The following is a 24,034-nucleotide window of genomic DNA, read 5'->3' as shown; positions in this document are numbered from 1 at the left end:
CATCGCTGGTGCCGCAATTCACCTGGACGGCCGCAGCCCGGTCTGCACCGCACACAGCGAGGGCAGGCACGGCGCCTAGCGTGTGAGCTAGCACGACTGCTGGCATCACACCTAGTTCGCTAGTGCTCTGACCGCATTGGTTCGCCGGGTCGTTCAGGCCGCAGCGGCGAGGGGGCGTCCGCCCCAGCGGATGTTCTTCTCGCTGCGGATGCGGGCGCGTTCCTTACGTTCGGCGGTCAGGACGTCGCGGTGGCGGGCGTTGGCGTTGCGCCAGCGCAGGTAGGCGTGCAGGGCGCGGGTCTGGACGGTGTGGTTGGGGTGGTGGGAGTTGGCGATGGTGAACTGCCTCAGCGGTCCGAAGTGGGCCTCGATCGGGTTGGCCCACGAGGCGTAGGTCGGGGTGAAGCACAGTTCGACCTTGTGTTTCCTGGCCCAGCGGCGGATGTCGGTGCCCTTGTGGGCGGACAGGTTGTCCAGGATCACGTAGATGGGGGCGCCGTCGGGCCGGGCGGCGCGGATCGATTTCAGCGCGGCCAGCGTGTTCGCGGCGCCCTTCTTGCGGTGGTTGACGCCCCACAGGGTGTCGTCGCCGACCGAGTAGCAGCCGTGGAAGTAGCGGACTCCGTGGGTGCGGTGGTAGGTGGCGGGCAGCCGGTCGGGGCGTTTGCGTTCTGCCCAGCCCGAGCCCGCGGTGGGCCGGATCCCGAGCGGGCCGAATTCGTCGAAGGCGAAGACCCGGTCTGGGAATCGGTCGAGGACCTCTTCGATCCGGTCCAGCTTCGTCTCGCGGTCCGGGTCGGGGGACTCCTTCCACGTCTTGGTGCGCTGGAAGGTGACACCGCGTCGGGCGAGCAGGCCGCGTAAGGTCTCGCGGCCGATCCGGATGACCCGACCGTGGATTTTCCGCAGGTAGCCGACGAGTTTGCGCAGTGACCAGCGGGTGAAGGGCTGACCGAGCTTGGTCGGGCGGGTGGTGGCCGTCGCCACGACGAAGTCCTCGTCGTCAGGGCTGAGTCGGCGGGGACGGCCTCCCGCCCACTGAGGGTCCAGGCAGGCCAGGCCGATCTCGTTGAAGCGGTGGATCACGTCGCGGACGGTGTCCTCGTCGGCCTGGACCAGCTGGGCGATCACCGGCACCCGGTTCCCGCCGGCCGAGGCCAGCAGCATCATCGCCCGCCGGTAACGCACCGAACTGGTGCTGCCCCGACGCACGATCTGCTGCAGCTTCTGCCCCTCCTGGTCGGTCAGTCTGCGCACACGGACAGGCTCAGCCACCGCACCTCCAACGATCGGATCGGACGTCACCGCCCATCCAACCGCCACGATCACCAACCCGGCGAACCAACGCGGTCACAGCACTAGCCCGTCATCCAGGGGCCAGGACAAGCGAGCAGTTCTGCCTACCGCCCCTGCAGTCGAGCAGACCGAAGCAATGCAGGAGCCCGCCCACATGCTCGCGTCAACGAGATGACGGCCCGAGCAACGCCCTGCCTCGTACGACAGCACCCCAAGCAGCGACGAGCACGGCAGGCGCTGATCTATTACGGCGTAATAGCCGAGACAGACGACGCCGCTCCAGATCCAGCGTTTCCTGGGCTCCAGTTGCCTCAGCGTCTCTCAGCTCAAGCCGTCCATCTGCACGCGCGGTACGAGCAGTACGAGCCTGAACGGACCGTTGCTGTCCGTTCTCATTGAAGGCAGTCGCCTTCTCATCGAATCCATCCGGCTGCGGCACCACTGTCTTGGCTTCCTTGGAATCTCCACCCCTGGACGGATCGCAGCGCACCATCGAGGACCAGAGGGCCCTGGATCCTCTTCCAGCCCGCCGCAACACGCCCCTACGATCGGGACCATGGACTGGGGGACTCTCGCAGGCACTGCGCTCGGCGCCATCCTGGGCGTCAGTACTACCCTTTTGGCCGAACGGTCACGGTGGCAGCGGGAGAACTCAGCCCGCGAACGGGCCGTTAAGCAGCAGCTATATGCCGAATACCTCGGAGCGCTCTCACTCACCACGCACCGCCTCCGAGACCTGAAACGCAGTACTGGCTTGCCCCGGGAAGAGCTTATGGAACGGGCAGGCGAGATCCTCGGATCCACCAATGCCTACCATCTCCGCTATCAGATGCTGATCATCGCCCCGGAACATCTTGGCTACATGGCCGACTTGGCGTTCATGCGAGTCCGGGACCTGCGAGACCGCTTCGACGAGGCCGACATAGGCGCAGACCCCGATTGGCCATCAGCCCAAAGAGCCCTCAGCGAGGCACTCGACGCACTTCGCAAAGCGATGCGTTCCGACCTCATCTCAGACTGAGCTGGCGTGAGGCGGCTTGAGCATCGGCGGCATCCCGGACAAAAGTGCAAGGCGACCGTCTCAACGGAATTGGTCCGCCCTGGTCATCGACTCGGGATCGACTGGCTTCGCTGAGACAGGACAGCTGCCATGCTCTCGGTGCGCTGCACCCACAAGGCTCTTCCTCTATTACGCCGTAATAGTTCAGCGTTCCGGCCCTTCGGCCTGTCGGGCTGCGACTGAGGGGGCGAGAGCCGACGTCCGGCTATTACGCCGTAATAGCCGGAGGTTCAGCTGGGGGAGGGGCCGCAGAACGGCTGCTCGCGCTCGTATCGGAGCAGGTCCATGTCGGCCAACCGCAATGCTCACCGTGGCAGAGAGGTCACGATCATCCTGGAGTAGCGAAGGCAGGAGGATGGCCAGCGCCGGGAGAGGCGCGAGCACTGGGACACCGATGCCGGCTTCGCGGCTGGGCTGGTGTGGAGTATCAGGCGTCCCGACTACGTCTTAAGTCCTGTCCGCTCGGCTTGCTCTAGCCAGTCGGTGTACCAGCGGGAGAAGGTCATCGGGTTCCCTCCATCGTCGAGAAGCGGCTCGAGGTCGATGTCGTCTGCCCGGCCGTCCGACCAGATCGTGCCTCGGTGACTGCCACTGATGACCAGCCACTCCCGCAGGGCGCACCCGCGGTGACTGACGACGATTGCGCCTGCAGTGCGTTCGGGAGCGAACATGAGGGCATCCCATTTCTCGTCCCACGCTTCGATGGCGTCGTCGAACTCCTCGATCTCATCGAAGTTCTCTTCCTCGGGGCGTTGCGCGAGGAGTTCGTCGCGGGTCTTGGGGTCCGGGCCCTGTTCGGGGAACGGTTCGGCGAGCAGGGACAGATCCGCCAGGTCGCTCCCGTCTCCTTCCCAGCGCCAACGCCCCTGTACACAGCGCACAGGAAAGAGACCGTAGGCGGGGCCTGCGCCTCCGGCGGCGACGTGGAGGAGGAAAGTCCGGTACTCCTCCGGCAGCCTCACGCCTATCTGGGCTTCAAGTTCGGCAAGCCCGTCGTGAGTGAGTGGCTCTTCCAGGGCCCACTGGTGCCCGAGCGAACCGAAGACTTCCCTGCTTGCCGCTTGGGCGCCCAACGCCGAGACGCGCTGCCGCACTCCTGACCAACGTTGATCAATCATGCGCAGACCGTATGTGCTGCCACTGACACTGACACTCGCACGCAGCCCTGTCGCCGCTGCATCCGTTCTCGCCATAGCCGTGCGGCGTCGTCAAAATACCGGATAACGGCGCGGGCTACTGCGGCGATGCGACTCTGGCTCGTCCGGATCTCGTTGCCCCCAGAGGGCCCCGGGGGGTGTTCGCGAGGTTGGTGTAAGGGTGACTGGCTGAGGTGCGTCCGGAGTTCACTGTCGGGCAAACGTGAACGCTGTGCGGGGTGCCGGTGTTCAGCGCGGGGCTGCCACGGCTGCCGCGGCCGCGGCCAGGATGCGGTGCAGGACGGGGACCGGGATCGCTGGGTTGGTGACTGCGGCGCATGCGGTGTCGCGGTCGTGCAGCAGCCCGGCCAGGATGCGGGCCGGCAGCCGCGGATTGCGCATCGCGCTCCCGCGGACGTGGGCCGCCGGGTCGTCGAGCAGCCGCACGGCATCAGCCGGTGAAAGCCGGGGATCCTCGGCTGCGCGGCGGCGCACCCCGGCTTCGGGGTCCCGGGCCAGGCGCGCGACGTCGGCCGCCGTCGACTCCGGATCGTCCAGGGCCAGGCGGCGCATCCGCCCGCTGGGGTCGTCGGCGTAGTGCAGCAAGCCCGCACGGGGGAAGTGGGGGTGGCTGCGGGGGCGGTCGGGGTGACTGAAGCTGCCGTCCCACCAGCGCCAGACCTCCAGCAGCATGTCGGCCGGCGCGTCGTCGCACGATTCGGCGAGAAACAGGCGGACCGTCCGGTCCTCGTCCCGTGCCAAAAGCTCCACGACGTCTGGTGGGAGATGCCGGGCACGGGCCACACTGCGGCGGATAAGAGGATGGGACGACGTTGCGAGTCGGCGCATCGCCTCAGTGTCGCCGTGCAGGTCCGCGACCCAGGGCAGGGTGTGCGACATCGACGTCGGGTCGAAGTCGTAGCGCACCACGGCACGTTGCTCCTCGGTGAGGTCAGGGCGCAATGCCACTGCGGAGCGGATGTCGTCGAGCGGGTCCTCCGCCAGGACGGCGACGCCGTGCGCGCCCAGGCCCGGGTTGGCGGCCAGCGCCCGGCGTACTTCCGCGTCCCCGTTCCGGATCAGCTCCGCCTCCAACTCGGGCTCGAGGCGGCACCGTTCGAGTGCCCGCAGCGGTTCGGCCAGCGCGGCGAAGCTCTCACGGGGCATGGGGACGCGAGTGTGATGGGCGAGCAGCGCCGCCGTGCGCACCGCGTCGTCGGTGTCGGCAAGCAGCTGCTCGCGTAGCGGCGTTGCGATGTCATCCCACCGGCCGCAGGCCGCCGTCCGCACCCGGGGATCGGCGTCGGTCGCGAGGCCGGGGAGGTGGTGTGCGGGGAGCCCCGGGAGTTCGGCGGCTAGGGCGCGGGAGGAACTGGTGAGGAGGTCGTCATACAGATCCTGGGGGAGGTCGGCGCCCCCGGCGCGGGCATGCTCTGCCCAGAGCACGCGGCGCCTCGGCGATGGTTCGGCACGGATCAGGCGTACCCACTGATCGGATGTGAGCTTCGGCCGGAAGGTGCCGGCGGGTGTCGATCGCACCTGCGGATCGGGGTGATCCACGGCGGCGTCGAGGACGGCGGGTCGGTCGCAGCCGTGCAGGAAGCCCTCCGCCACATCCAGCAGCCTGATCAGAAGCTCGTCGGGCGCGGCCGGATTGGAGCCGATCCCTTCTGCCCAGTGCAAAGGCCACGCACGGCGGCCGGGCACTGCCGCCCACACCTCGGCGCGCTCGGCCTTCGTCTCGCGTCCGGCGGCTGCGGCGGCCTCCTCCAGCCGCTCCGGCAGTCGGTCGACGGCTGTCACTTGAGGCCCGTCCGCGGTGGGCGCCTCCGCCAGCAGCACTTGCCCGTCGAGGGAGAGCGCGATGAACCCGGGGTCGCCGGTCAGCTCCGGTATGCCGTCGCTGGTGTAGCGGACCCGGGTCCACCAGGAGTCGTTGCCGCCGATCCGATGTCCGAGGACGGCCACGAGGAACTCGCCGTCGACATCGGAAAGGCGGCGCCACCAGGCGGCATCGAGCGTTTCCCCGACCGTTCCGTCCGGCGCCGCAGTTCCCCGCGCGATTCGCCAGGCTGCCTCTGGCGGGAACAGGCTGCCTGGGGGCACGTCCTCGACGACCGTGAGCCCGGCGCGTACGAGCAGTTCGTGGGGTTCTTCTCGGTGCTGCACGCGGTCATGGTCTCCGTCAGCTTACGGTGGGACAAGGCTCTTCGCTCAGGCGCAACCGACCCTCACCTGCCTGACACGTCTTTGGTTGCGGTGTCGTTCGGCGCCTCGCCCGGGGCTTGGGTCGGCCCCACTTGAGCGGCGGCGGCTTTCGTTGGCTCTGGCAGAGACCGGGATGCCGGCACGGCCGCTTCGAGCCGTCATGCCGGGCAGAGTGACGCCGTCGCAGCGAGCGTGACAGATGGAGAAGCCGTGTGCAGGCAGCCTCCGGCACCCAGGACCTGATCGGTTCCGCTGCGGCTGCCCGACGAGGTCTGCTGGTCTGGCTGCACTACCTCATCCGCACCGGCCACGCCCGCCAGATGGTCACCGACCGCGTTCTGCGCGCCTGGCGGGCCGGCATCCGATCGCTGGTGCGCAAGAACCTGGAATTGGCCTTGTGTCGACGTCGCCCAAGTTCGGTTCGCACAGCAGCAGTTGTCTGTGCGGTGCCTGTGGTGACGGCGGGCCGGGTCGGTGACTACGTCGTCATAGTCGTGTAGGGGGCGGGGCTTGAGGGGCCGATTATTACGGCGTAATAGGGGAGGGGTCCGTCCTACGATCGCAACAAGTAGATCTAACTAACGTGTCGCTGCTCCTAAGGATCATGCGCGTTAGTAAGGTGTCTCTCATGACATCACCTGCCGCCGCCGGCGACCGCGAGAAGGTCGTCTCCAAACTGCCGGGATGGCTCCGGCAGGACCTCAAAATCAGAGCCGCTCAATACGGCATAGAGATCCAGGCCGCAGTCGAACAGGGCATCGACGCCTGGTGCAACCTCGCATCCGCTCCCGAGACCATCGACACCGCGGGCGCCGACTCGTTTTCCACCTTCCTTCCCGCAGGACAGTGGGAACAGTTCCGGGGCGTCGTCGCCGACCGGGGGCTCTCCCTCATTCAGGGCCTGGCGCAGTCCGTGCAGCTGTGGCTGGACACCAATCCCACCCCGGACATCGAACGGCCTGCGATCACGCGCCGCATCATTGTCTGCAACCAGAAGGGCGGCGTCGGGAAGACCGCCATCACCGCGGGCACCGGTGAAGCGCTGGCCGAGGACCCTGGCACCCTCCACCGGGTCCGCATCGCCAAGCAACTCGCGATCGCCGCCGGAGGCGACGAGGGTCCGCTCGACGTCGAAGACCTGCCGGGCCTCGGACTGCGGGTACTGCTCGTCGACTTCGACCCGCAATGCCACCTCACCAACCAGCTCGGTGCCGCACCCCTGCCGATGAACGGCGACAGTCTCACCAACCACATGGCCGGCGACGCCAAGGGCGATCTTCGCGACCTCGTTGTCTCCATCGACGACGAGACCTTTGGCGGCCGCCTCCACCTTCTGCCCGCCTGCAACGACGCCTTCCTGCTCGACGTGCGCCTGTCTGCTGTACGCGCGCGGGAAGCAGCCCTTGAGCGCGCGCTCGCCCCGCTCGAAGCCGACTACGACGTCATCCTGGTCGACTGCCCGCCCAGCCTCGGTCTCAGCATGGATGCCGCGGCCTACTACAGCCGTCGCCGTGATGGAGAGAAGCCCGGCCAGTCCGGCGCCCTCATCGTCGTTCAGGCCGAAGACAGTTCGGCCGACGCCTATGAACTGCTCACCGCCCAGATCGACGACCTCCGCGGCGACCTGAAGATCGACATCGACTACCTCGGCATCGTCGTCAACCTCTACGACGGCCGCCGCGGCTACATCGCCACCTCCTCCTTGCAGGGCTGGGTCGACATAAAGGACCCCAGGGTCGTAGGCCTCATCGGAGACCTCAAGGAGCAGAAGGAAGCTGTCCGCATGAAGCAGCCCTTGCTGTCCTACGCCCCCAAGTCACAGCAGGCGATCGGGATGCGCGCACTGGCCCGGGAGATCTCATGACCAAGGCCAACAAGCTGGGAGCCGGGCGATTCGGCGGCCAGACCCAGGCGATCAGCGCCCGTCGGCAGGCAGTCGCCGCCGCCACCGGCGTGCCCACCGAGGGAATCGCCCCACCGACCGAACTCCCCGTCCACCGCATCAGCCTCAACCCCGACAACCCCCGCACCAGCCTCGGAGACCTCACCGATCTCGCGGGCAGTCTCAGGGATCACGGACAGAAGCAGGCGATCACGGTCATGAACCGCGACGTCTACGCGAAGGCCAACCCGGGCCAGGAGGCCGACCTCGAGCCGGACACCACCCACGTCGTCATCGACGGCAGCAGCCGCCTCGCCGCCGCACGTGAAGCAGGCCTCGACACCGTCAAAGTCATGGTCAGCGACGACCAGGGCGCCACTCCCGACGAACTCCTCGAATCCGCTCTCGTCGCCAACATCCATCGCCAGGACCTCGAAGAGCTCGACGAAGCACGTGCTCTCGACCGTCTGCTGAGCATCCACGGCAGCCAGACCGCTCTCGCCAAACGCCTCCACCGCTCCCAGGGATGGGTCTCGCAACGGCTCGCCCTGCTCAATCTCACCTCCGAACTCCAGTCCCTCATCGGCCAGGAGCCCATCGACCTGCTGCGCGCGGTCGGCAACAAGCCCGCCGAACAGCAACAGGCCGCCCTGGACGAGCTCAAGGAACAGCGGAGCCGCAAGGAAGCTGAGAAGCAGGAGCGCAAGAGGGCGAAGGAAGACCCGAAGGAGGAGCCCGCTGAAGCAGCGCCCCTCCCTGTCGCTATCGCCAGTCCCTCTTACGCCGTGGTGGAAAAGTCGGGCGGAGCGGCGGACAGTACGCCAACGGATGCTCCAGCGGGGGAGCGGCTTCAGAGGTCCCCGGAGACGGTGCCCGAACCGCGTACGAACACCGCCCCACCGGCAGCGCGACAGGAGAGCGACACCCGAACTCCGCCCAAACTGCCCTACGACGACGGCGTCTTCCTGGCCCACCACCTGATCCGGAAGATGACCGACACCGAGTTCGAGAAGATGCTGGACCTTCTGAACGAACTCCACCAGCAGAAGACCGCGTCGAGTTCGACCTCGCAGACAAGCTGACTGCTCCAAGTTCCGCCCCCGCCTGGACCGGCAGGGGCGGAACACCTGGACGCCGTTTCTGTTGGGGCTCCTTGAGGATCCCCGTCCCCTGTTCGGGGTGCCGTCAGACCCGCTCGACGGATCTCCCCACCCCCCACCCATTGCGGGCCTGTCCTGGGACAGGACACCGATGGCGAGGGACCGCCCGATGGCCCGTCAGGGCCCGGTGGTGTGTAGTTGCACATGCCGTAGCGGCATGTGGTGTCGTCGAGGGCACCACAGCACGAAAGGCCCTGTCTGCGATGTACCCCTCCGCCATGCCTCCCCGCGAAGTCAAGATCGGCGATGCCGCCGCCTTCGCCGGAACCACCCCGCGCGCCATTCGGCACGGAGGCCGTCGCGGATGTGGCTGACGCGCTGGTGTCCCGGCGCTTTCGCGGCTACGACACGGAATGGCATGAGGAGTGGGGCGGTGCGCACGAGGTGCGCCCCGCGATCGACGTCGTCCGGGAGCCGGTCGGCTGACCGGTGCTGGCGGTGGTGGCTGAGGGCTCGGGGTGCGACTACGGCCCGGCGGTGGGCGGGGGTGGCGGGAAGCGCTGCTCTTCTGCCGTGCCGTGAGTTGTCTGCCACAGCACGCTCAGGAGGCCGACGGCACATACAACGCCGATGACCAGCACGACCGGTGGGCGTTGCTGCGATCTGATCAGGAGCAGGCAGAGCCAGCCGACGCAGGCCCCCGCAAAGAGGAGGATCAACGGGGTGAGTCCGCCACGCTTGTACACGATCAACAAAGCTTCAGGGTTGACGGTCAACAGCAGGAGCACCGCGCAGAGCGCGCCGAGCGCCACGATGACCCTGCACGCCCTTTCCAGCAGGCGCAGTGCGTGGCTGCTGCTGCGCATGTTGTCCGTCCCCTTCGCGGCCCATCGCGTGTGGCCGTCAACCGGCCCCGGTGGAGTGAGCCTGCCACCTCACCTATCTGCTGTGAACCGACATCGCGGCCCGGGCTCGACAGCGGGCCTGCGCAGCAAGGGGACGGTGTCGGCGTACGGGCCGACAACGTGCACAGCCTGGTGCACTAAAAGTGCACGGGTACGCGGGGCAGTGATCGCGGCTGTCGTCGCCTATGTGTCGTTGCCCCGTCAGGAGCCGAGAGCTTCGCCGGTGTCCACGGGCTGGCTCAACGGATACGGCCGCCTTCCGTGATCAGCCATTCGCCGGTTTCCCAATCGGACGGGCCGTCATCGATGCGGTAGCACAGGTCAAATCGGATGCCCAGGCCCGGCCAAGGATGAATGACTGGGACGACGCGGAAGATCTCTTCAAGGCCAGGGAACGTGATCCCCTCAGGCTCGGGAAACAGCAGCTCCAGCTCTGTACGGGTCAGGTCGGTCCAGAGCGCAAACTGCCACTGCGTCTGCGTCAGCCACTGGTCATATACCAGTTCGAACCGAGGCTCGCGGCCGACGACGAAGTCGCGGATACCACCGACGAGCTCATCTGATGTCGAGGGAAGGACGAACGGCCACTCTTCGCCGGTGGGATAGCGGTACATCGTGGACGCCGAGGCGAGTGCGCTCACAAGGTCTTGCCATTGCTCGGGTGAGGTGGCACAGGCGGGCACGTTCACGCCCGTGTGATCGACCCGCTGGACGTGCCCGGCGAGACGGCGGGTGAGGTCGGTCATTTCGACGCTGGCCCGCAAGGACGGCGTATCGGTCGTGTCACCGCCCCACACGCCGATGGAGTGGCCTGCGCCGAGGGCGACCTCGGGCGCAGCTACGTCGGCCAGCTGAAACGTCGTCACCGGACGGGCGTCAGCGGGCTGCGGTGGGGTGAGGGTCAATCGGTCAACTACCCCGTCGCCCCTGTCCGCAGACCCGGCGAAGTCGGTGTACGCCACCTTGGCGAGCAGCGAGCGCAACTCGCCGAGGAAACTGCTTGATTCCGGGGTCGCGGGCAGAAGGAAGGTGATCTCGGACAGGCGATCCATGCGCCCGACCGTAGCCGAATTCATGCCCATCTCACGGCGATCTTCCAGCCATACGGTATGGCCAGTTGTGTGCTTTTGGTCCGTACGCGACTGGGACATCACTTCATCTTGCGGGTGCTGACGCGCTGGCATCGGGGCGGCAGGAGACCGGTCAGGAACGGTGCCCGATCAGACCGAGGCGACCGACACCGGTGGGTTCGGTGATGACGGCGGCGGCCTGGATGAGCGCCGGGACCAGTTATGGGTCACCGACATCACCGAGCACCCCACCTTTGAGGGCAAGGTGTACTGCGCGGTCGTCCTGGACACGTTCTCACGACGCGTGGTGGGCTGGTCGATCGACGCTTCGCCCACCGCGGCGCTGACCACCAACGCCCTGGCCATGGCCATCGGCAACCGCTCCCCGAGCCCGGGCGGCACCATCATCCACTCCGACCATGGAGTGGAGGGCGGATTCACCCTGCGCGCGAGAGCCTCCGGCTGCTGCCCTCGATGGGCTCCATCGGAGACTGCGTGGACAACGCGATGATGGAGTCCCTCTGGGCGCGGGTTCGGGTCGAACTGCTCAACCGCAGAGGGTGGCGGACCCGACTGGAGCTGTCCACCGCGCTCTTCGAGTACCTGGAAATTTTCCACAACCGCCAGCGCAGACACTCCGCGCTGGGCATGCTCACCCCGGTGGAGTACGAACTCCGCACCCCACCAGTAGCGTGAAACCAAAGCAACTCGACTCAACCCAAATCGGGACAGTCCGGAGTCGGCGATCAAACCCGGAACGGTTCACTCCGGCTGGATGGCGAACGAGCGTGGGGAGTATGTCCACCGACTTGGAGCCGTGTCTTGGCCGGTCTCGCTGTTCTGTCCAGCGGTCTCCGCCATGTATCGACCCTGTCCCGTGCGCCCGGGGAGCCTGGTCTGCGGGCGAGTTGGAGTGACCGCGTCGTTGCAGTCGTGTGGAGCAGAGGGCCATCGGTCCGTCGGTGTTGTTCAGTTTCTCTCGTGAGCGTGCCACGGGTACCTTCGCTTATGCGTAGTTGCTGACGGGGTTGGCGTGACGGGGGTTGCGTGGTGGCGGGGTATCGGCCGACGGACTGGCATGTGCTGGATTTGGAGAGGGATCCGACGCCGGGGGATCCGGACCGGGTGCGGTCGCTGGCGAAGGGTCTGCACGACTTCGCGGATGACGTTGCCGATGCCCTCCGCCTGGTGAAGGGGATGGCGGATGAGGACGCCGTCCTGACGATGGTGGGCAAGACCGCCGACGTGTTCCGGGACGAGTTTTCCGGCGTTCCGAAGAACCTGAAGAAACTCAAGAAGAGTTATGACCTGGCTGGTGACGCTTTGGCGGCGTACTGGCCGAAGCTGGAGCGGGCTCAGGCCCTTGCTGACAGGGCGCTGGCGAAGGGCCGTGAAGCCCAGGCCGATCTGTCGTCAGCCAAGTCCCGGTTGTCGTCGGCTGATTCGTGGGTGACCCGCGCGAACAAGGAAGCGGACAAGTACAAGGACGACCCGACCGGCGGGAAGGACGTCGAGAAGCCGGACGAGGCAAAGGTCCGGGCCGCTACTCGGGATGCGGCCAGTGCCAAGGACGCGCACACCGCTGCGCAGTCGGATGTCACCTCCGCGCAGAGCGCGTTGGATGCGGCGAAGAAGATGGCCGAGGACGCGCGGAGGATGCGTGAGGACGCGGCGGGGGAGGCGAAGAGGAGGCTGGAGGAGGCCTCCGACGCGGGTATTCAGAACCGCAAGTGGTACGAGGAGGTGGGGGACTGGTTCTCCGACAACTGGGACACTATCGTCGCGGTCTGCAAGGTCGTTGTCGCGGTCCTCGGCATCATCGCGATGATCATCGGCGGGCCTATCCTCGGTGCCATTGTTCTTATCGCCGCTCTCGTCGTGCTGGCTGACACGCTCAACAAATATATGAAGGGTCAGGCATCTCTGTGGGATGTGGCGTTCGCGGCCCTGGACTGCATTCCCGGGATGAAGGGACTGACCTCGCTCGGCGGGCTGGCCAAGGGAATGAAGGCCCTTGCTGGCGCGGGCTTGAAGGCCATGGGGAAGTCCCTCCTGAAGAGGGCCGGCCGTGCCCGTGAGGCCATCGCAGACGGAGCGCGCGGGGCCTACAGCCGGCTGGGGAGCAAGATCAAGGGGTGTGGTGACCCCGTCGATGTGGCAACGGGTCAGATGTTCCTGGAGCAGGACGACCTGACGCTGCTGGGAATTCTTCCGCTGAGCTTCACACGCCGCTACGCGTCGGGGTACCGCACAGGCCGCTGGTTCGGCCCGTCCTGGACGTCGACGGTCGACCAGCGCATCGAGGTCGATGATGAAGGCCTTGTCCTGGTGACCGACGACGGCATGCTGCTGCCGTATGCGATACCAGGTGGGAGTCGGACAGCACCCGACATTCCCGAGCCGCGGACCCCGCCCGGTAGTGCGGCGGGCCGTGCAGTGCCCTTGGCCGGTACGCCTCTTCCCGGCCCGGGTGCCACAGAGCCTCCCGCACCTGCCGACACCATCAGTTCCGGGCCTTCCGGTTCATCCGAAGCGGCAGACGACAGTGAGTACGTCCTTCCCCAGGACGGTCCCGCCTGGCCGTTGCGTCCCCTGGACGGCGGGGGATTCGTCGTCACCGACCCCGTCCAGGGGCTGATCCGTCACTTCGCGCCTGCCGTCGACGGTGACGCCTGGCTCACGAAGATCGAGGACAGGCACGGCAACCGCCTCACCTTCGAACGCGGCCCGGAGGGAACACCGCGAGGCATTCGCCATTCCGCCGGCTACCACGTGTGCTTCGGCGTGGACGGTGAGCGGATCACGCAGTTGGCTGTGGCCGGTGCAGAAGCCGATGGCAGTGACGCCGTCGTGCGACGGTACGTGTACACCGACGACGAGTTGCTGGGCGAGATTTACGGGGAGAGCGACACTCCGCTGCGCCTGGGCTACGACAGCCGCGGCCGGATCACCTCCTGGACGGACACCAACGACCGGCAGTACGCCTACGACTACGACGAACAGGACCGCTGCATCGCCCAGGGCGGTGCAGCAGGCCACCTGGCGAACTCCTTCACCTACGACGTAATCGACCCGCTGTGGCCCGGTCACCGCGTCACACGGGTCACCACCCCGCAGGGCGAGGTGACCCGCTTCATCATCGACGACGACTGCCTGGTCGTTGCCGAGATCGATCCGCTGGGCCACACCGTCCGCCGGGAGTTCGACGACCAACATCGGCTCACTGCCCACACTGACCCGCTGGGCAACGTCACGCGTTTTGAGAACAATGCTGGCGGACAGCCCGTCTGCGTCACCCGGCCGGACGGCGCCGTCGTCCGCTACGAGTACACGCCCGTCACGGGCCAGCTCACGCGCATCGTCCTTCCCGACGGCACCTCCTGGAAGCGCATCTACGACGAGCAGGGCCGCTGCATCCAGGTCACCAACCCTCTCGGGGAAAGCACCCGATACTCCTACACCCCCACCGGGACGCTGGTTTCGAGCACCGACCATCTCGGCAGAACCACGAGGGTGGACAGTGACCCTGCCGGACTGCCGCTCTGTGTCACCGATCCCCGCGGCGCCCAAGCCCGTTGGGAACGGGACGCCTTCGGCCGGGTCGCTGCCTTCACCGACCCGCTCGGCAGACGCCTGCGCATGACGTGGAGCACCGACGGCCACCTCATCACCCGCACCGCCCCAGACGGAGCCATCGACACCTGGACATACGACGGCGAAGGCAACTGCACCTCCCACACCAACCCGCAGGGTGTGGTGTCCCAGTACACGTACACCCACTTCGACCGGCTCGCCTCCAGCACCGAACCCGCAGGCGAACACCTCACCTTCGCCTACGACAGCGCGCTGCGTCTGACCACCGTCACCGACCCGCTCGGCCGCACCTGGCGCAACGAGTACGACACCGCCGGACGGCTCGTCGCACACCACGACTACGACGGCAGGCGCACCACCTTCACCCGGGATGCGGCCGGAAACGTTCTGACCCGCACGGATGCAGTCGGCCAGCAGATCACCTTCGCCTACGACACCCAGGGGCAAGTCGTAAGCAAGACCGCCCCGGAGCGGACCACACGCTACGAGTACGACGTCCTCGGACGCATCACTCACGCCGACGACGGCGAGGCCCGCATCTCTGCCACTCACGACGCCCTGGGACGTCTGCTGAGCGAGACAGTCAACGGCCGCACCCTCAGCAACACTTACGGCCCTTCCGGGCTCCGCCAGACACGCACCACCCCCACCGGAGCTCAAAGCCAGTGGGAGTACGACGCCGCCGACAACATGGCCCGCCTCATTACCGCCGGCCGGCCCCTGGAGTTCGCCCACGACCTGGCGGGCAACGAAGTGAGTCGGCGGATCGCCGACAGCCTTCACCTCGCCCAGACCTACGACGAACTGGGCCGCCTCAGCGCCCAGACGCTCACCGTCGGCCACGATGACCCCATCCAGCAACGGGCCTACAGCTACCGGCCGGACGGACACCTCGCCGCCGTCACCGACCAACTGGCCGGCACCCGCACCTTCGACGTGGACCCAGCGGGACGCGTGACCGGCGTGCAGGGAGCCTGGAGCGAGCACTACGCCTACGACCCGGCAGGCAATCAAGCCGAAGCCCACTGGCCCGACCATAGCCGCGACGCCACGGGCCCCCGGACCTACGAGGGCACACGCCTCATCGGCGCCGGGCGTACCCACTACACCTACGATCACCTCGGCCGCATGGTCGTCCGCAGCCGCACCCGTCTGTCCCGCAAGCCCGACACCTGGCACTACACCTGGGACTCCGAGAACCGGCTGGTCGGCGTCATCACCCCCGACGGCACACACTGGCGTTACCGGTACGACCCCTGGGGTCGGCGCACTGCAAAGGAACGCCTCAGCAGCGACGGCACAACCGTCGAAGAGCGCACCGACTTCGTGTGGGACGGCACCCACCTGTGCGAACAGACCACCTGGACCAGCGACGGCTGTCCGCCCGTCACCCTCACCTGGGACCACTACGGACTGTCCCCCATCGCTCAGACGGAGCGCCGACACGCATCTCTGCAGCCAGATCCACGCCACGAGCCACTCGTGGCACAAGGCGAGCGCACGATGCACTTCCCCGCCGAAGAACGCTTGGACGAAGAGCACCGAGCCGAAGGGCCGCCTTCCGGAGACGACTGGGACCAGCAGGCCATCGACGAGCGCTTCTTCGCCATCGTCACTGACGCCTCCGGAGCACCCGCAGAACTGATCGAACCGGACGGCGACATCGCATGGCGGGCACGCAGCACACTGTGGGGAAGAACGAGCTGGACCGCCGACAGCACCGCCTACACCCCGCTGCGCTTTCCCGGCCAGTACTTTGACCCCGAAACCGGTCTGCACTCCAACTACTTCCGCTACTACGACCCCGAGACCGGGCGGTACACCACCCTGGACCCCCTCGGTGTCGCCCCGGACCCCAACCCGTACACCTACGTCCGCAACCCCCATTGCGCCAGCGACCCGCTGGGCCTGGCTGCGTGTGACGAAGCGGACGTCACATGGGGCGGACGGGTCCGCTACGGCGAACCCGGACCGGGAGGCAGAGCCACCGGGATGAAGGCCACCATCGAGGCGGACATGACGGGCGGCAAAACCAATCCGTCGGTCGAGGTTCCCGGATACGAAAAGTACAAGAAGCTCAACAAGACGCATCTGCTTGGTGCGCAGATCGGCGGCTCCAACAAGGATCCCCGTAACTTTGTGACCATGCACCGGTTTGCGAACTCACCGGTCATGCGGAAGATCGAGGGCCAGATTCGAGAAGCCGCGGACAGAGGCGAGACCATCGAATACAGCGTCACGCCCATCTACGCCACGAACGACGCCACCGACGTCGTTCCCAAGGGCCTGCTCATCGAAGCCCACGGAAACCGCGGATTTGAGTTCACCCCGTACGGCTCGGACTCGGCGACGAACGCACTTACTATCCTCAACGTGCCCAAACCAGTCTGACCGACTTGATCATGGAGTCATGATGCACCCTGCTGTCGAACGGCTCGCCCGCCTCTACCCCCAGGCCGCCGCCCAAGACGACCGGCCTGCCGTGGACTGGGAATCGGCCGAAGCAGAGCTCGGCAGCCCACTGCCCGACGACTACAAGGAACTCGTCGAACGCTTCGGTGGGGGAGTCCTTGACGACACGTTCTGGCTCCTCGAGCCGGGGTGTGAGGATCCCGACTACGACCTCGTGGCCATGACGGCGGAGCGAGAAGAGGTGCTCGCCGAGTTGTGGAAGACCGAACCGAAACCCGAGCCGCTCGCGTCGCAGGACGCCCGGCTCATTCCGTGGGCGTACGCGGAAGAAAGCGGCCACTACCTGTACTGGCTGGGCCTACCGCAGCAGGAACCGTCGGACTGGACCATCATGATCAACGAGGGTCGAGGATCGGATTGGGAGCACCAAGCGCTGCCCTGCGCCGAATTCCTGGCGCGGATCCTCACCGGAGAACTGTCCTCCCCCATGTTCCCTGAACTGCCCACAAGCCCGCACACCTTCCGGCCCAACTCGGAGATCATCTGACGTCTGATCTCAGGGAGGAGGAGAATCTCACCGCCCCGGGGCACGCAGGCTCGACGGGCGTCCCTGTGTCCCACTGGGGAGTGCTTCGCCACCCGCACGCCGCACAGCGTTGACAGAAGCGCTGCCTGGGCGGCGCTCCACCGCGGCGGAAAGCGCCCCTCCAGTCCAGTACCGCGCCGCTGACCCGGACCTATGCTGCGCAGCGGCCAGCTCCGCGGTCGCCACTGGCAGTTCTGTCGGGGTTCGGCCGCTGAGAGCGGCTGCAGTGAGCGTGCGGTGTGACGTACCGTCTCCGTGAGTGAACCGGGGCCGTGGGCCGGGCGAGTCCTGACCAGGACCCGCTAGGAAGATCACGAACTGTCGGTGATCTGCGAAGGGATCCACTCTGCGTTTCACTCGCACCCTCTACCCCGCCGTGGCCGCACTCTCCGCCCTGGCCTCGCTGCTTGTCCCCGTAGCCCCGTAGCCCCGCAGCCCACGCCGCTCCGGCTGCGCTCGGGGACACGGTGACCCTGCCGGTCCGCGAGGCCCTTCAGGCATTCGAGGTTCAGGAGGAGAGGCGGTACGGCTGCACGCGCGACAAGTTCTCGCACTGGAAAGCCGGCCAGTTCACCGACGGCTGTAATACGAGGGCGGAGGTCCTCATATCCGAGGCGGTCATCGTCCCCCTGGCCCGGTAGCGACAACCCTGGGGCGTGCCGGATGCGAAGGCCCGGCTGGACGGGGGAGACCAGCCGGGGCGGTGAGTGTCGTCCACGCCCTTTCCAGCCATTCATTCCGCGCTCCGGTACTGATCTCGGCTCGTTAGGGTGATGTTTGCTGAACCTGCTGATGTGGGTGTGGTGTTGTCGGTAGTCCGTGGGGTGTGAGATACGCGGATGGGGGCGGGCTGACACCTGCGGCACGGCGGCGCCGGGAAGCGGTGCGGATGCAGGCGGCGGAGCTGTTCGCTCAGCAGGTCAAGCCGGCCGAGGTAGCCCGGCAGCTGCGTGTGAGTCTGAAGTCGGCTTATCAGTGGCAGCAGTTGTGGCGGCGAGGCGGTGTCGACGAGCTGCTTTCGCGAGGACCGGGTGGGGGCCGGTGTCGCCTGTCGCCGCCGCTGTCTGGAGATGCTCGCCGGATATCTGGAGCAGGGTCCGGCCGCGCATGGCTGGACGGAGGATCAGGTGTGGACCGCGGCGAGGGTGGCCACGCTGATCGGCAGGAAGTTGAGACAGACCTTGCTGGGCTTGGTCGCCCTCCCAGATGGCGGCGGTGTCGCCCGCTAGGTCCTCCGAACTGAGGTGCCTCGCGGGATCGGTGATACGGATGACCTCGATGAGCTCGGTCTTCCCATGGGTTGGCGGCAGCAGCATGCCCCCAGACTCTCCGATCACGACTTCGCTGACCAGGACGGCCAGAAGGTTAGATTTTCGTAGCCTCAGGTGGGGAGGCGGCGGTAACAGATGCCAGAGGTGGCCACGACCAGGATGGCGGCCAGCACCTCCCGGTCTCCATAGCGCGCCTGCCGCCGCCTTGTGGCCGCACGGGCACTACGCGCTGGAGCAGCTGCCACAGTCCCTCCGGAACGAGACGTTCCACGGTCGTCATGTCCCGCACACTACCGATCACGCCACATGCAACGACGTCTCAGAAGCCCCGGAAAACACCGTCGTCGTCGACGGCACCGGCGAACTCCTCGAAGTCCATGTTCGCGCCCGAGAGGTTGTTCTCGATGCTCCACAGCTCGGCTGCCACCACGCGGACGCAACACCCACGATCACCCCGCAGGTCCACCACGAGGAGCGGCAGTTCGGCCGAGGTGACAGCCGTGGAGTCCGCCAGTACAAGAAGGGGATGCCGGTACGAGGGATGGATCAGGTCGATGGCCTGGTCAGGCGTCAGACTCTCGTACCTGCGGTCGTCGACGAGCGCGACGTTGGCCAAGAAGCCGTCCTTGCTGGGCGCATACAGCGCCGCCCGAAGAGCATGCCAGGGACCGTCCGCCGAGAAGTCGGTGCGCACCACAAGGGCTTCCAACGTGCAGGGGAACTGCTTCATGCGCCGGACAGTACCGTCAAGCCGGTGAACCATCCCGGTCGCGGCAATAGCCAAGCCGTGACCGTCACGCACCTTCCGCAGCACCCACTGGGAAGGCCGGCGCTCCGTCACGGCCGCACGGGAAACTGCCGGGCCCGGGGTAGGGCCGGCAGGCGGCGCTGCGGCCGATCGCCTTCGGCCTGATGGTTACGCGTGCCGCGAGATGGCGAGCTTGCTCTGGGCTGCCCGCTCTGTCTGGGGGCCTCGAACTCGAATGGGTGACAGCTCGTCGGGTGTGCAACTGCCGCGGGCTCTGATGAGTCCTGCCCATGCAACACCGTTCATTCAATGTGGAGGAGCATCCCCTTGCGTCAGCGTTCCATCCTGGCCGTAGCCATCACCGCAGGCACGCTTGCTGCCCTTGTTCCTGCGGTGTCGGCGCAGGCCGCCGAGTACGCCTCGGCACTCAAGGTTCGCGGGGTTCAGTACGACGCGCCCGGCCGCGACTCCAACAGCTGTTCCTCCGGCAACACCGATGAGGAATATTTGACGATCAAGAACTACTCGCCGTCGGTGACCGTCAACCTCAAGGGCTACGTCGTCAAGGATGCCACCGGCAACCGCTTCTCTTTCACCGCCAACCACTACCTGCAGCCCGGCGACTACGTGAAGCTGCGCGGCGGTAACGGCACCGACTCCGACACGGACAACGTGGTCTACCGCGGCAACTGCAACTTCATGTGGAACAACGACAAGGACACCGTCTACCTGTACAAGCCTGCCGGCAGCCGGGCAGATGTCCACTCCTACACCATGAGTGGATCCGATCCCGACCGCAATGGGTACATCCGCTACCACGACTGATCCCAGCCGCCGGGCGCCGGTGGAGCACAGCCCGGCGCTGGAGTCGCCTCCAGCGACGCAGCTCGACCGGTACGGAACACACCGCCCGAAGAAGATCAAACCCGCATGTTGATTCTCTGCGAGCCCTTAACGTCCACTCAGGATCAAGGTCCGGTTCCCGCCGAGCCCGCCGCGGACCGCCTGCTCGTGCCGACCCTCGGCTCCCGGGCGCATGCGGGTGCCGTCCTCGCCCTGCTCCAAGTCCGCGTGTAGTCCAGTGGGCCCGCGAAGTTGCGCCATCCCGCGGCGACTTCACCTGCAGACCGCGCTTGGGCCCAGGCCGATGCCCTCCAGGGGGTGGGCTGGAGGGCGTCAGTGGTGTGCTGGGATCAGATGGAGCCGATCTGCCAGGCGATCACGCCGGTTGATCCCGTGGTGCCGTCGACGTCGAGGCGTATCGGCTTGTGTACGGTGATCCGCTGGCGGACCACCGACTGATCGCAGGGAACCGTGGTGTCCGTGCCCGTGTCCGCTGGTGTGAAGGCCATCCGGGCGCTGCCTGTGCCGAAGCATGTCAGGGTGAGCAGGTAGGTTTTGCCCTTGCTCAGGGTGGGCTCGGTGTGGATGCCGTCGGTCACCCGTTCCGCACCGGCCTCGACCAGCTTTCCGCTGGGGAGGTCGGCGAGAGCCGCCTGGGCCTGCTGGGTGAGGTCTTTCTCCGATGCCTTCGTTGCCGTCGGCGATGTGCTCCGTGCTGGTGGCGAGGAGGAGTCGGAGGCTGTGTGGTCACCGCTGCCGGACGTGCACGCAGCGAGGAGGAGCGCGGTTGTCGCTACGGTGCATCCGGCGATCCAGGCCCGCGTGCTCACATTGTTCATGTCGAGGTTTCCCAGTACTTCCAGCCGGTCTCGGAGGTGGGAAGGGTCGCTGTCCCGCTGCCGATGAGGACGCCGTCGCAACTGCTGCCGCTGGACCGGTACTTCTTCCAGGTCACCTTGTATCCCCACGAACCGTACTGCAGGTGACCGTATTTGTTCCTCTTGATGTTGTGGGTGTAGTTGTGGCCGGTGGTGACGGTCACACTTCCAGTGATCTTGGTGCTTACCGTGGCTTTGGCTTTGGCGATGATCGCACTGGACGACCACTCGATCGAGCCCGCGACCTCCAGGGCGACGGTTCCGCTCTTGGTCACGGACACCATCATCGTCCCGCCTGGACCGTCCTTGAACTTGGTGCCGTTCCACTTCGACGGAATGTGGTAGGCCTTCTTCGTCGGAATGCTGTACCACGTCGACGGACCGTCACACCGGCGCGTACCCCTCTCGGCAACGGGCTGGTCCGTGTCGTCCTCCCACCCCTGTCTGTCGTTGATCTCCGTCGTCTGGTCAGCCGATATGGCTGAGTCGTCGGGTGCTTCCTCGGCTGCAGCAGTGACCGCGGTCCCGAAGCAGAGAAGCAATGCAGTAGTGGCAGCGCCGGTCCCAGCGCGCCGTGAGCTGATGCCCATGTGACACCTTTCGGTGGACCGCCCCCGTGGCGATCAAGTACCTGGACACTAAGCGTCGGGCATGCACGCGACAAGTGCATGATCATATCCCTGAGGGGAACTTGAGGAAGCCGTTGTCGGCGAGGGCCCAACGGCGTGGCCTCCGGAGACTACCTGGCCCTGGGGGACGCCTCCGGCTGGCCTGCCCCGCTGAAAACGGTCGCTGACCTGGGGAATTACCTAGCCACGGTTCCTGACCCACGGGCCCGTCGAGGTCACAGCTGTTGTCCCTACCGCCCTGTTGAGGAGTCCACTCTACGGCCCTGCCTCCGAGCACTCGCGCGCGTGAGCGACTTCAGTTCTCGCCGGCTGCACCGACCTCGATGCGGTTCTCGTCGAGGTGTCGGCGTACTCTCGCTTCGGGCCGGGCCGGTACGTTTGAACGTCCCCAGTTGTTACTGACCTTTCCGTTCAGTTGTCGTGTTGAGTGAAAGGCCGGTTTCGGCGAGGCAACCCTCGATGAGGTCGGCACGTCGTTGGATGCGGCGCAGGCCGCTGCGGACGGCTCGGACGAGGTGGTCGCGGTCGCGGAAGACGACGTTGGCGGTAGTGCTGCGCCGGAGCAACGACCAGATGCCCTCGACGGGATTGAGGTCGGGTGCATAGCTGGGCAGCTGAACGATGGTGAGCCAGTCATGGTCTGCCGCGTATTCACGTAATCGACTGCAGCGATGAACATTCAAGTTGTCCCAGATCACCACGACGGGACCGCCGAGCTGAAGGTGCGCCCGCACGAGAAGATCACGGTAGTCCTGCCAGGTGAAGCCTCGATGAGCGCCTCGGTGATGGCCTTGGATGCGGGGACGGTAGATCAAGCGGCTGCGTTCGCCGGACTTGAAGCACACCAGCGCAGCCATCGAGATGCGACCACGGGAGGCGCCGTTGAACCGGACCACGGGTGTGCTGCCTTTCGGCGCCCAGGTGCGGGAGCGGTGCGACGTCATCGAGACGGCGGCTTCGTCCTCGAAGACCAGTCATGCCCCGAGCGCCGCCGCGGTGGCTTTGCCCGGGGCCAGGTCTCCTTCACCCATCCGGCCACCGCCGCTTCGTCCCGCTCGATCGCCCGGCGCGCAGGCTGCTGACACGGCCAGCCGTGCCGCCGCAGCAACTCCCACACTCCGCGGATCGACAACGACACCCCCAGGTGATCCGCAATCAGCAGTTGCACCCGTGACAGCGTCCACCGCTCATCCGTCCAGCCCTGAGCCATCGCGCCTGTCAGTAACAGCGGCTCGAGCACGGCGAAGTCACTGTCGCCGATCTTCGGCCGTTTTGCCGGCCCCGAAGGACGCAGGGCCTGCCGCCCTCCCTCGCGCCAGGAGCGGCGCCACCGCTCCACCGACCGGATGCTGACCCTCAGTTCGTTCGCGATCACCGTGTTCTTCTCGCCCCGCGCAAAGCCATCGACGGCCAGCATGCGCACCCGTTCCCTCGCGGCCTGACCCCGCGCGGTGAGACCACCGCCTTGCGCATATCTCATGGCCACGGCGTACCGCAGGGATCTAGCAATGTCAGCCCCGACAACTGAACGGAAAGGTCAGTAGCCGCGTCGATCACGCGGCTCTCCTCCTCGGAACAGGCGTCTTTGGCGGCCGTCTTAGCATGCCGCAACAGCTTCTTGACCTTCCCGGCCCGCTTCTCGGCCACCGCCTTCTCCAGGCTGGCGAACAGCCCTCTGCGGGCCTCGGCTTCCTTCTCGATCCAGAGGAGGCCGGAGCGCAGGGCGGCATCCAGCTGCTCCTGCAGCCGCGGGCTCACGCCGGCGAGTTCCGGCATCTCGCGGCACACCGAATCAGCCAGGGCGATGGACTCGGTTCGGCGGGCGTAGAGCAGCTTGCGCAGCAGCTCCCGCGCCAGGGTGTCCTGTGCCGTGTCCGTGTTCTGCCCCGGCGTCCACTTCACGGGCGCCGCCGCGCTGCGGGCCTGGATGATCCGCTGGACCGCCGGCGTCGACAGCCCGCGCTCCGTCACCTCGCACTCCTCCAGGGCGAACCACTCGGTGGTCCGCGCGAAGGCCTCGGTACCGATCCGCACCCGCCTGCTCGTGCCCTCGCTGTCCAGGCGGATCCGGTGCACGTACCAACGCCGGATCAGCGTGTCCCGGTCGACCGGGACGCCCAGGCCGAGCACCGGCTCCAGGCCGTCGTCCCACACCGGCGCCACCGCATGGTCCAGGTGCACCCGCAGCGCGCCGCGCGGCCAGCGGATGTCGACGACGGACCCGAGCGGTGCCCCGGCCGAGCCGGTGTACTCGAAGCTCGCCTGTTCGCCGCGGCCGGCGAGCCAGGCCGCGGCCGCCGACCGCACGTTCCCTAATAGGACCTACCGAGTCTCCATCCGGCAGACTCGGTGCCTGGTAGCCGCCATCAGGTGAGCACTCTTTGTTCCCTGGACTCCGAGTCCTGTTGACAGATCG

At 66.8% G+C, this 24,034-nt stretch carries 19 protein-coding genes and 3 pseudogenes; 11 read left to right on the top strand and 11 right to left on the bottom strand.

Going from position 1 to position 24,034, the window contains the following annotated elements; all coding sequences use genetic code 11:
- Window positions 1-153 precede the first annotated feature (153 nt).
- Entirely contained in the window at window positions 154-1,275 is a 1,122-nt protein-coding gene (locus O1Q96_RS01155; RefSeq protein WP_269246408.1) for an IS630 family transposase, read from the bottom strand.
- A gap of 577 nt (window positions 1,276-1,852) precedes the next feature.
- Here O1Q96_RS01155 and O1Q96_RS01150 point away from each other — a divergent pair.
- A complete protein-coding gene (locus tag O1Q96_RS01150; RefSeq protein ID WP_269246407.1) occupies window positions 1,853-2,317 on the top strand; it encodes a hypothetical protein in 465 nt (154 codons plus the stop codon).
- Window positions 2,318-2,796: 479 nt separating this feature from the next.
- Here the strand turns inward: O1Q96_RS01150 and O1Q96_RS01145 are convergent, their stop codons facing one another.
- Both O1Q96_RS01145 and O1Q96_RS01140 read right to left on the bottom strand, forming a co-directional pair.
- On the bottom strand, window positions 2,797-3,474 hold the full coding sequence (locus tag O1Q96_RS01145; protein WP_269246406.1) for an SMI1/KNR4 family protein: 678 nt from the start codon (window positions 3,472-3,474) through the stop codon (window positions 2,797-2,799).
- Window positions 3,475-3,741: 267 nt separating this feature from the next.
- A complete protein-coding gene (locus O1Q96_RS01140; RefSeq protein ID WP_269246405.1) occupies window positions 3,742-5,661 on the bottom strand; it encodes a hypothetical protein in 1,920 nt (639 codons plus the stop codon).
- 251 nt (window positions 5,662-5,912) lie between these two features.
- Here O1Q96_RS01140 and O1Q96_RS44155 point away from each other — a divergent pair, with 251 nt between their 5' ends.
- The 4 genes and pseudogenes from O1Q96_RS44155 to O1Q96_RS01120 form a co-directional block, all read left to right on the top strand.
- Window positions 5,913-6,200 carry a hypothetical protein gene (locus O1Q96_RS44155; RefSeq protein WP_331276011.1) on the top strand — a complete coding sequence of 96 codons (288 nt, stop codon included), beginning with the start codon at window positions 5,913-5,915 and terminating at the stop codon, window positions 6,198-6,200.
- A 128-nt stretch (window positions 6,201-6,328) separates the two neighbouring features.
- Window positions 6,329-7,564, top strand: a complete 1,236-nt coding sequence (locus tag O1Q96_RS01130; RefSeq protein WP_269246404.1) for a ParA family protein — start codon at window positions 6,329-6,331, stop codon at window positions 7,562-7,564.
- Window positions 7,561-8,664 carry a ParB/RepB/Spo0J family partition protein gene (locus tag O1Q96_RS01125; protein WP_269246403.1) on the top strand — a complete coding sequence of 368 codons (1,104 nt, stop codon included), beginning with the start codon at window positions 7,561-7,563 and terminating at the stop codon, window positions 8,662-8,664. Before O1Q96_RS01130 ends, O1Q96_RS01125 begins: the two co-directional genes overlap by 4 nt.
- Window positions 8,665-8,945: 281 nt before the next feature.
- Window positions 8,946-9,032 (top strand): annotated as a pseudogene (locus O1Q96_RS01120) (MerR family transcriptional regulator); the annotation flags it as partial.
- Window positions 9,033-9,206: 174 nt separating this feature from the next.
- Here the strand turns inward: O1Q96_RS01120 and O1Q96_RS01115 are convergent.
- Window positions 9,207-9,548 (bottom strand): hypothetical protein, encoded by a 342-nt coding sequence (locus tag O1Q96_RS01115; RefSeq protein ID WP_269246402.1) that lies wholly within the window; start codon window positions 9,546-9,548, stop codon window positions 9,207-9,209.
- A gap of 278 nt (window positions 9,549-9,826) precedes the next feature.
- Window positions 9,827-10,639, bottom strand: a complete 813-nt coding sequence (locus O1Q96_RS01110; RefSeq protein ID WP_269246401.1) for a hypothetical protein — start codon at window positions 10,637-10,639, stop codon at window positions 9,827-9,829.
- 160 nt (window positions 10,640-10,799) lie between these two features.
- Between O1Q96_RS01110 and O1Q96_RS01105 the strand changes: the two genes are divergently transcribed.
- The 5 genes and pseudogenes from O1Q96_RS01105 to O1Q96_RS01085 all read left to right on the top strand — a co-directional run.
- Complete coding sequence (locus O1Q96_RS01105; protein ID WP_269246400.1) at window positions 10,800-11,168, top strand: DDE-type integrase/transposase/recombinase; 369 nt, start codon at window positions 10,800-10,802, stop codon at window positions 11,166-11,168.
- A complete protein-coding gene (locus O1Q96_RS01100; protein WP_269246399.1) occupies window positions 11,153-11,353 on the top strand; it encodes an integrase core domain-containing protein in 201 nt (66 codons plus the stop codon). Before O1Q96_RS01105 ends, O1Q96_RS01100 begins: the two co-directional genes overlap by 16 nt.
- A gap of 354 nt (window positions 11,354-11,707) precedes the next feature.
- Window positions 11,708-16,642 carry a DUF6531 domain-containing protein gene (locus tag O1Q96_RS01095; protein ID WP_419586411.1) on the top strand — a complete coding sequence of 1,645 codons (4,935 nt, stop codon included), beginning with the start codon at window positions 11,708-11,710 and terminating at the stop codon, window positions 16,640-16,642.
- A gap of 19 nt (window positions 16,643-16,661) precedes the next feature.
- Entirely contained in the window at window positions 16,662-17,210 is a 549-nt protein-coding gene (locus O1Q96_RS01090; RefSeq protein WP_269246397.1) for an SMI1/KNR4 family protein, read from the top strand.
- Between the two features lie 865 nt (window positions 17,211-18,075).
- Window positions 18,076-18,418 (top strand): annotated as a pseudogene (locus O1Q96_RS01085) (helix-turn-helix domain-containing protein); the annotation flags it as partial.
- 218 nt (window positions 18,419-18,636) lie between these two features.
- On the opposite strand, the pseudogene O1Q96_RS01080 reads toward O1Q96_RS01085, so the two are convergent.
- Window positions 18,637-18,800: pseudogene (locus O1Q96_RS01080) on the bottom strand (IS5/IS1182 family transposase); the annotation flags it as partial.
- 39 nt (window positions 18,801-18,839) lie between these two features.
- Complete coding sequence (locus O1Q96_RS01075; protein WP_269246396.1) at window positions 18,840-19,250, bottom strand: DUF6924 domain-containing protein; 411 nt, start codon at window positions 19,248-19,250, stop codon at window positions 18,840-18,842.
- A 345-nt stretch (window positions 19,251-19,595) separates the two neighbouring features.
- Here O1Q96_RS01075 and O1Q96_RS01070 point away from each other — a divergent pair, with 345 nt between their 5' ends.
- Window positions 19,596-20,093 (top strand): lamin tail domain-containing protein, encoded by a 498-nt coding sequence (locus O1Q96_RS01070; RefSeq protein WP_269246395.1) that lies wholly within the window; start codon window positions 19,596-19,598, stop codon window positions 20,091-20,093.
- Window positions 20,094-20,461: 368 nt separating this feature from the next.
- On the opposite strand, the gene O1Q96_RS01065 is transcribed toward O1Q96_RS01070, so the two are convergent.
- The 4 genes from O1Q96_RS01065 to O1Q96_RS01045 all read right to left on the bottom strand — a co-directional run bounded on the left by O1Q96_RS01065 (window position 20,462) and on the right by O1Q96_RS01045 (window position 23,925).
- Window positions 20,462-20,950 carry a hypothetical protein gene (locus O1Q96_RS01065; RefSeq protein WP_269246394.1) on the bottom strand — a complete coding sequence of 163 codons (489 nt, stop codon included), beginning with the start codon at window positions 20,948-20,950 and terminating at the stop codon, window positions 20,462-20,464.
- A complete protein-coding gene (locus O1Q96_RS01060; protein ID WP_269246393.1) occupies window positions 20,947-21,579 on the bottom strand; it encodes a hypothetical protein in 633 nt (210 codons plus the stop codon). The genes O1Q96_RS01065 and O1Q96_RS01060 overlap by 4 nt, the downstream gene beginning before the upstream one ends.
- Before the next feature lie 434 nt (window positions 21,580-22,013).
- Window positions 22,014-23,098 (bottom strand): IS630 family transposase gene (locus O1Q96_RS44400; RefSeq protein ID WP_419586409.1). Its coding sequence is split into 2 segments (ribosomal slippage): window positions 22,014-22,591 and window positions 22,591-23,098, totalling 1,086 coding nucleotides; the frame shifts between segments, so codons are not numbered across the junction.
- Window positions 23,095-23,925 (bottom strand): hypothetical protein, encoded by an 831-nt coding sequence (locus tag O1Q96_RS01045; protein WP_269246390.1) that lies wholly within the window; start codon window positions 23,923-23,925, stop codon window positions 23,095-23,097. Before O1Q96_RS01045 ends, O1Q96_RS44400 begins: the two co-directional genes overlap by 4 nt.
- Window positions 23,926-24,034: the final 109 nt, after the last annotated feature.

The sequence above is a fragment of the Streptomyces aurantiacus genome, from assembly GCF_027107535.1.
GTDB lineage: Bacteria > Actinomycetota > Actinomycetes > Streptomycetales > Streptomycetaceae > Streptomyces.
This window is presented reverse-complemented; position numbering and strand designations above follow the sequence as displayed.

Excerpts from the sequence above, each read along its gene's own strand:
- O1Q96_RS01150 (WP_269246407.1), top strand. The coding sequence starts at position 1,853 with ATGGACTGGGGGACTCTCGCAGGCACTGCGCTCGGCGCCATCCTGGGC.
- O1Q96_RS01145 (WP_269246406.1), bottom strand. The coding sequence starts at position 3,474 with ATGATTGATCAACGTTGGTCAGGAGTGCGGCAGCGCGTCTCGGCGTTG.
- O1Q96_RS01130 (WP_269246404.1), top strand. The coding sequence starts at position 6,329 with ATGACATCACCTGCCGCCGCCGGCGACCGCGAGAAGGTCGTCTCCAAA.
- O1Q96_RS01125 (WP_269246403.1), top strand. The coding sequence starts at position 7,561 with ATGACCAAGGCCAACAAGCTGGGAGCCGGGCGATTCGGCGGCCAGACC.
- O1Q96_RS01115 (WP_269246402.1), bottom strand. The coding sequence starts at position 9,548 with ATGCGCAGCAGCAGCCACGCACTGCGCCTGCTGGAAAGGGCGTGCAGG.
- O1Q96_RS01110 (WP_269246401.1), bottom strand. The coding sequence starts at position 10,639 with ATGGATCGCCTGTCCGAGATCACCTTCCTTCTGCCCGCGACCCCGGAA.
- O1Q96_RS01090 (WP_269246397.1), top strand. The coding sequence starts at position 16,662 with ATGATGCACCCTGCTGTCGAACGGCTCGCCCGCCTCTACCCCCAGGCC.
- O1Q96_RS01075 (WP_269246396.1), bottom strand. The coding sequence starts at position 19,250 with ATGAAGCAGTTCCCCTGCACGTTGGAAGCCCTTGTGGTGCGCACCGAC.
- O1Q96_RS01065 (WP_269246394.1), bottom strand. The coding sequence starts at position 20,950 with ATGAACAATGTGAGCACGCGGGCCTGGATCGCCGGATGCACCGTAGCG.
- O1Q96_RS01060 (WP_269246393.1), bottom strand. The coding sequence starts at position 21,579 with ATGGGCATCAGCTCACGGCGCGCTGGGACCGGCGCTGCCACTACTGCA.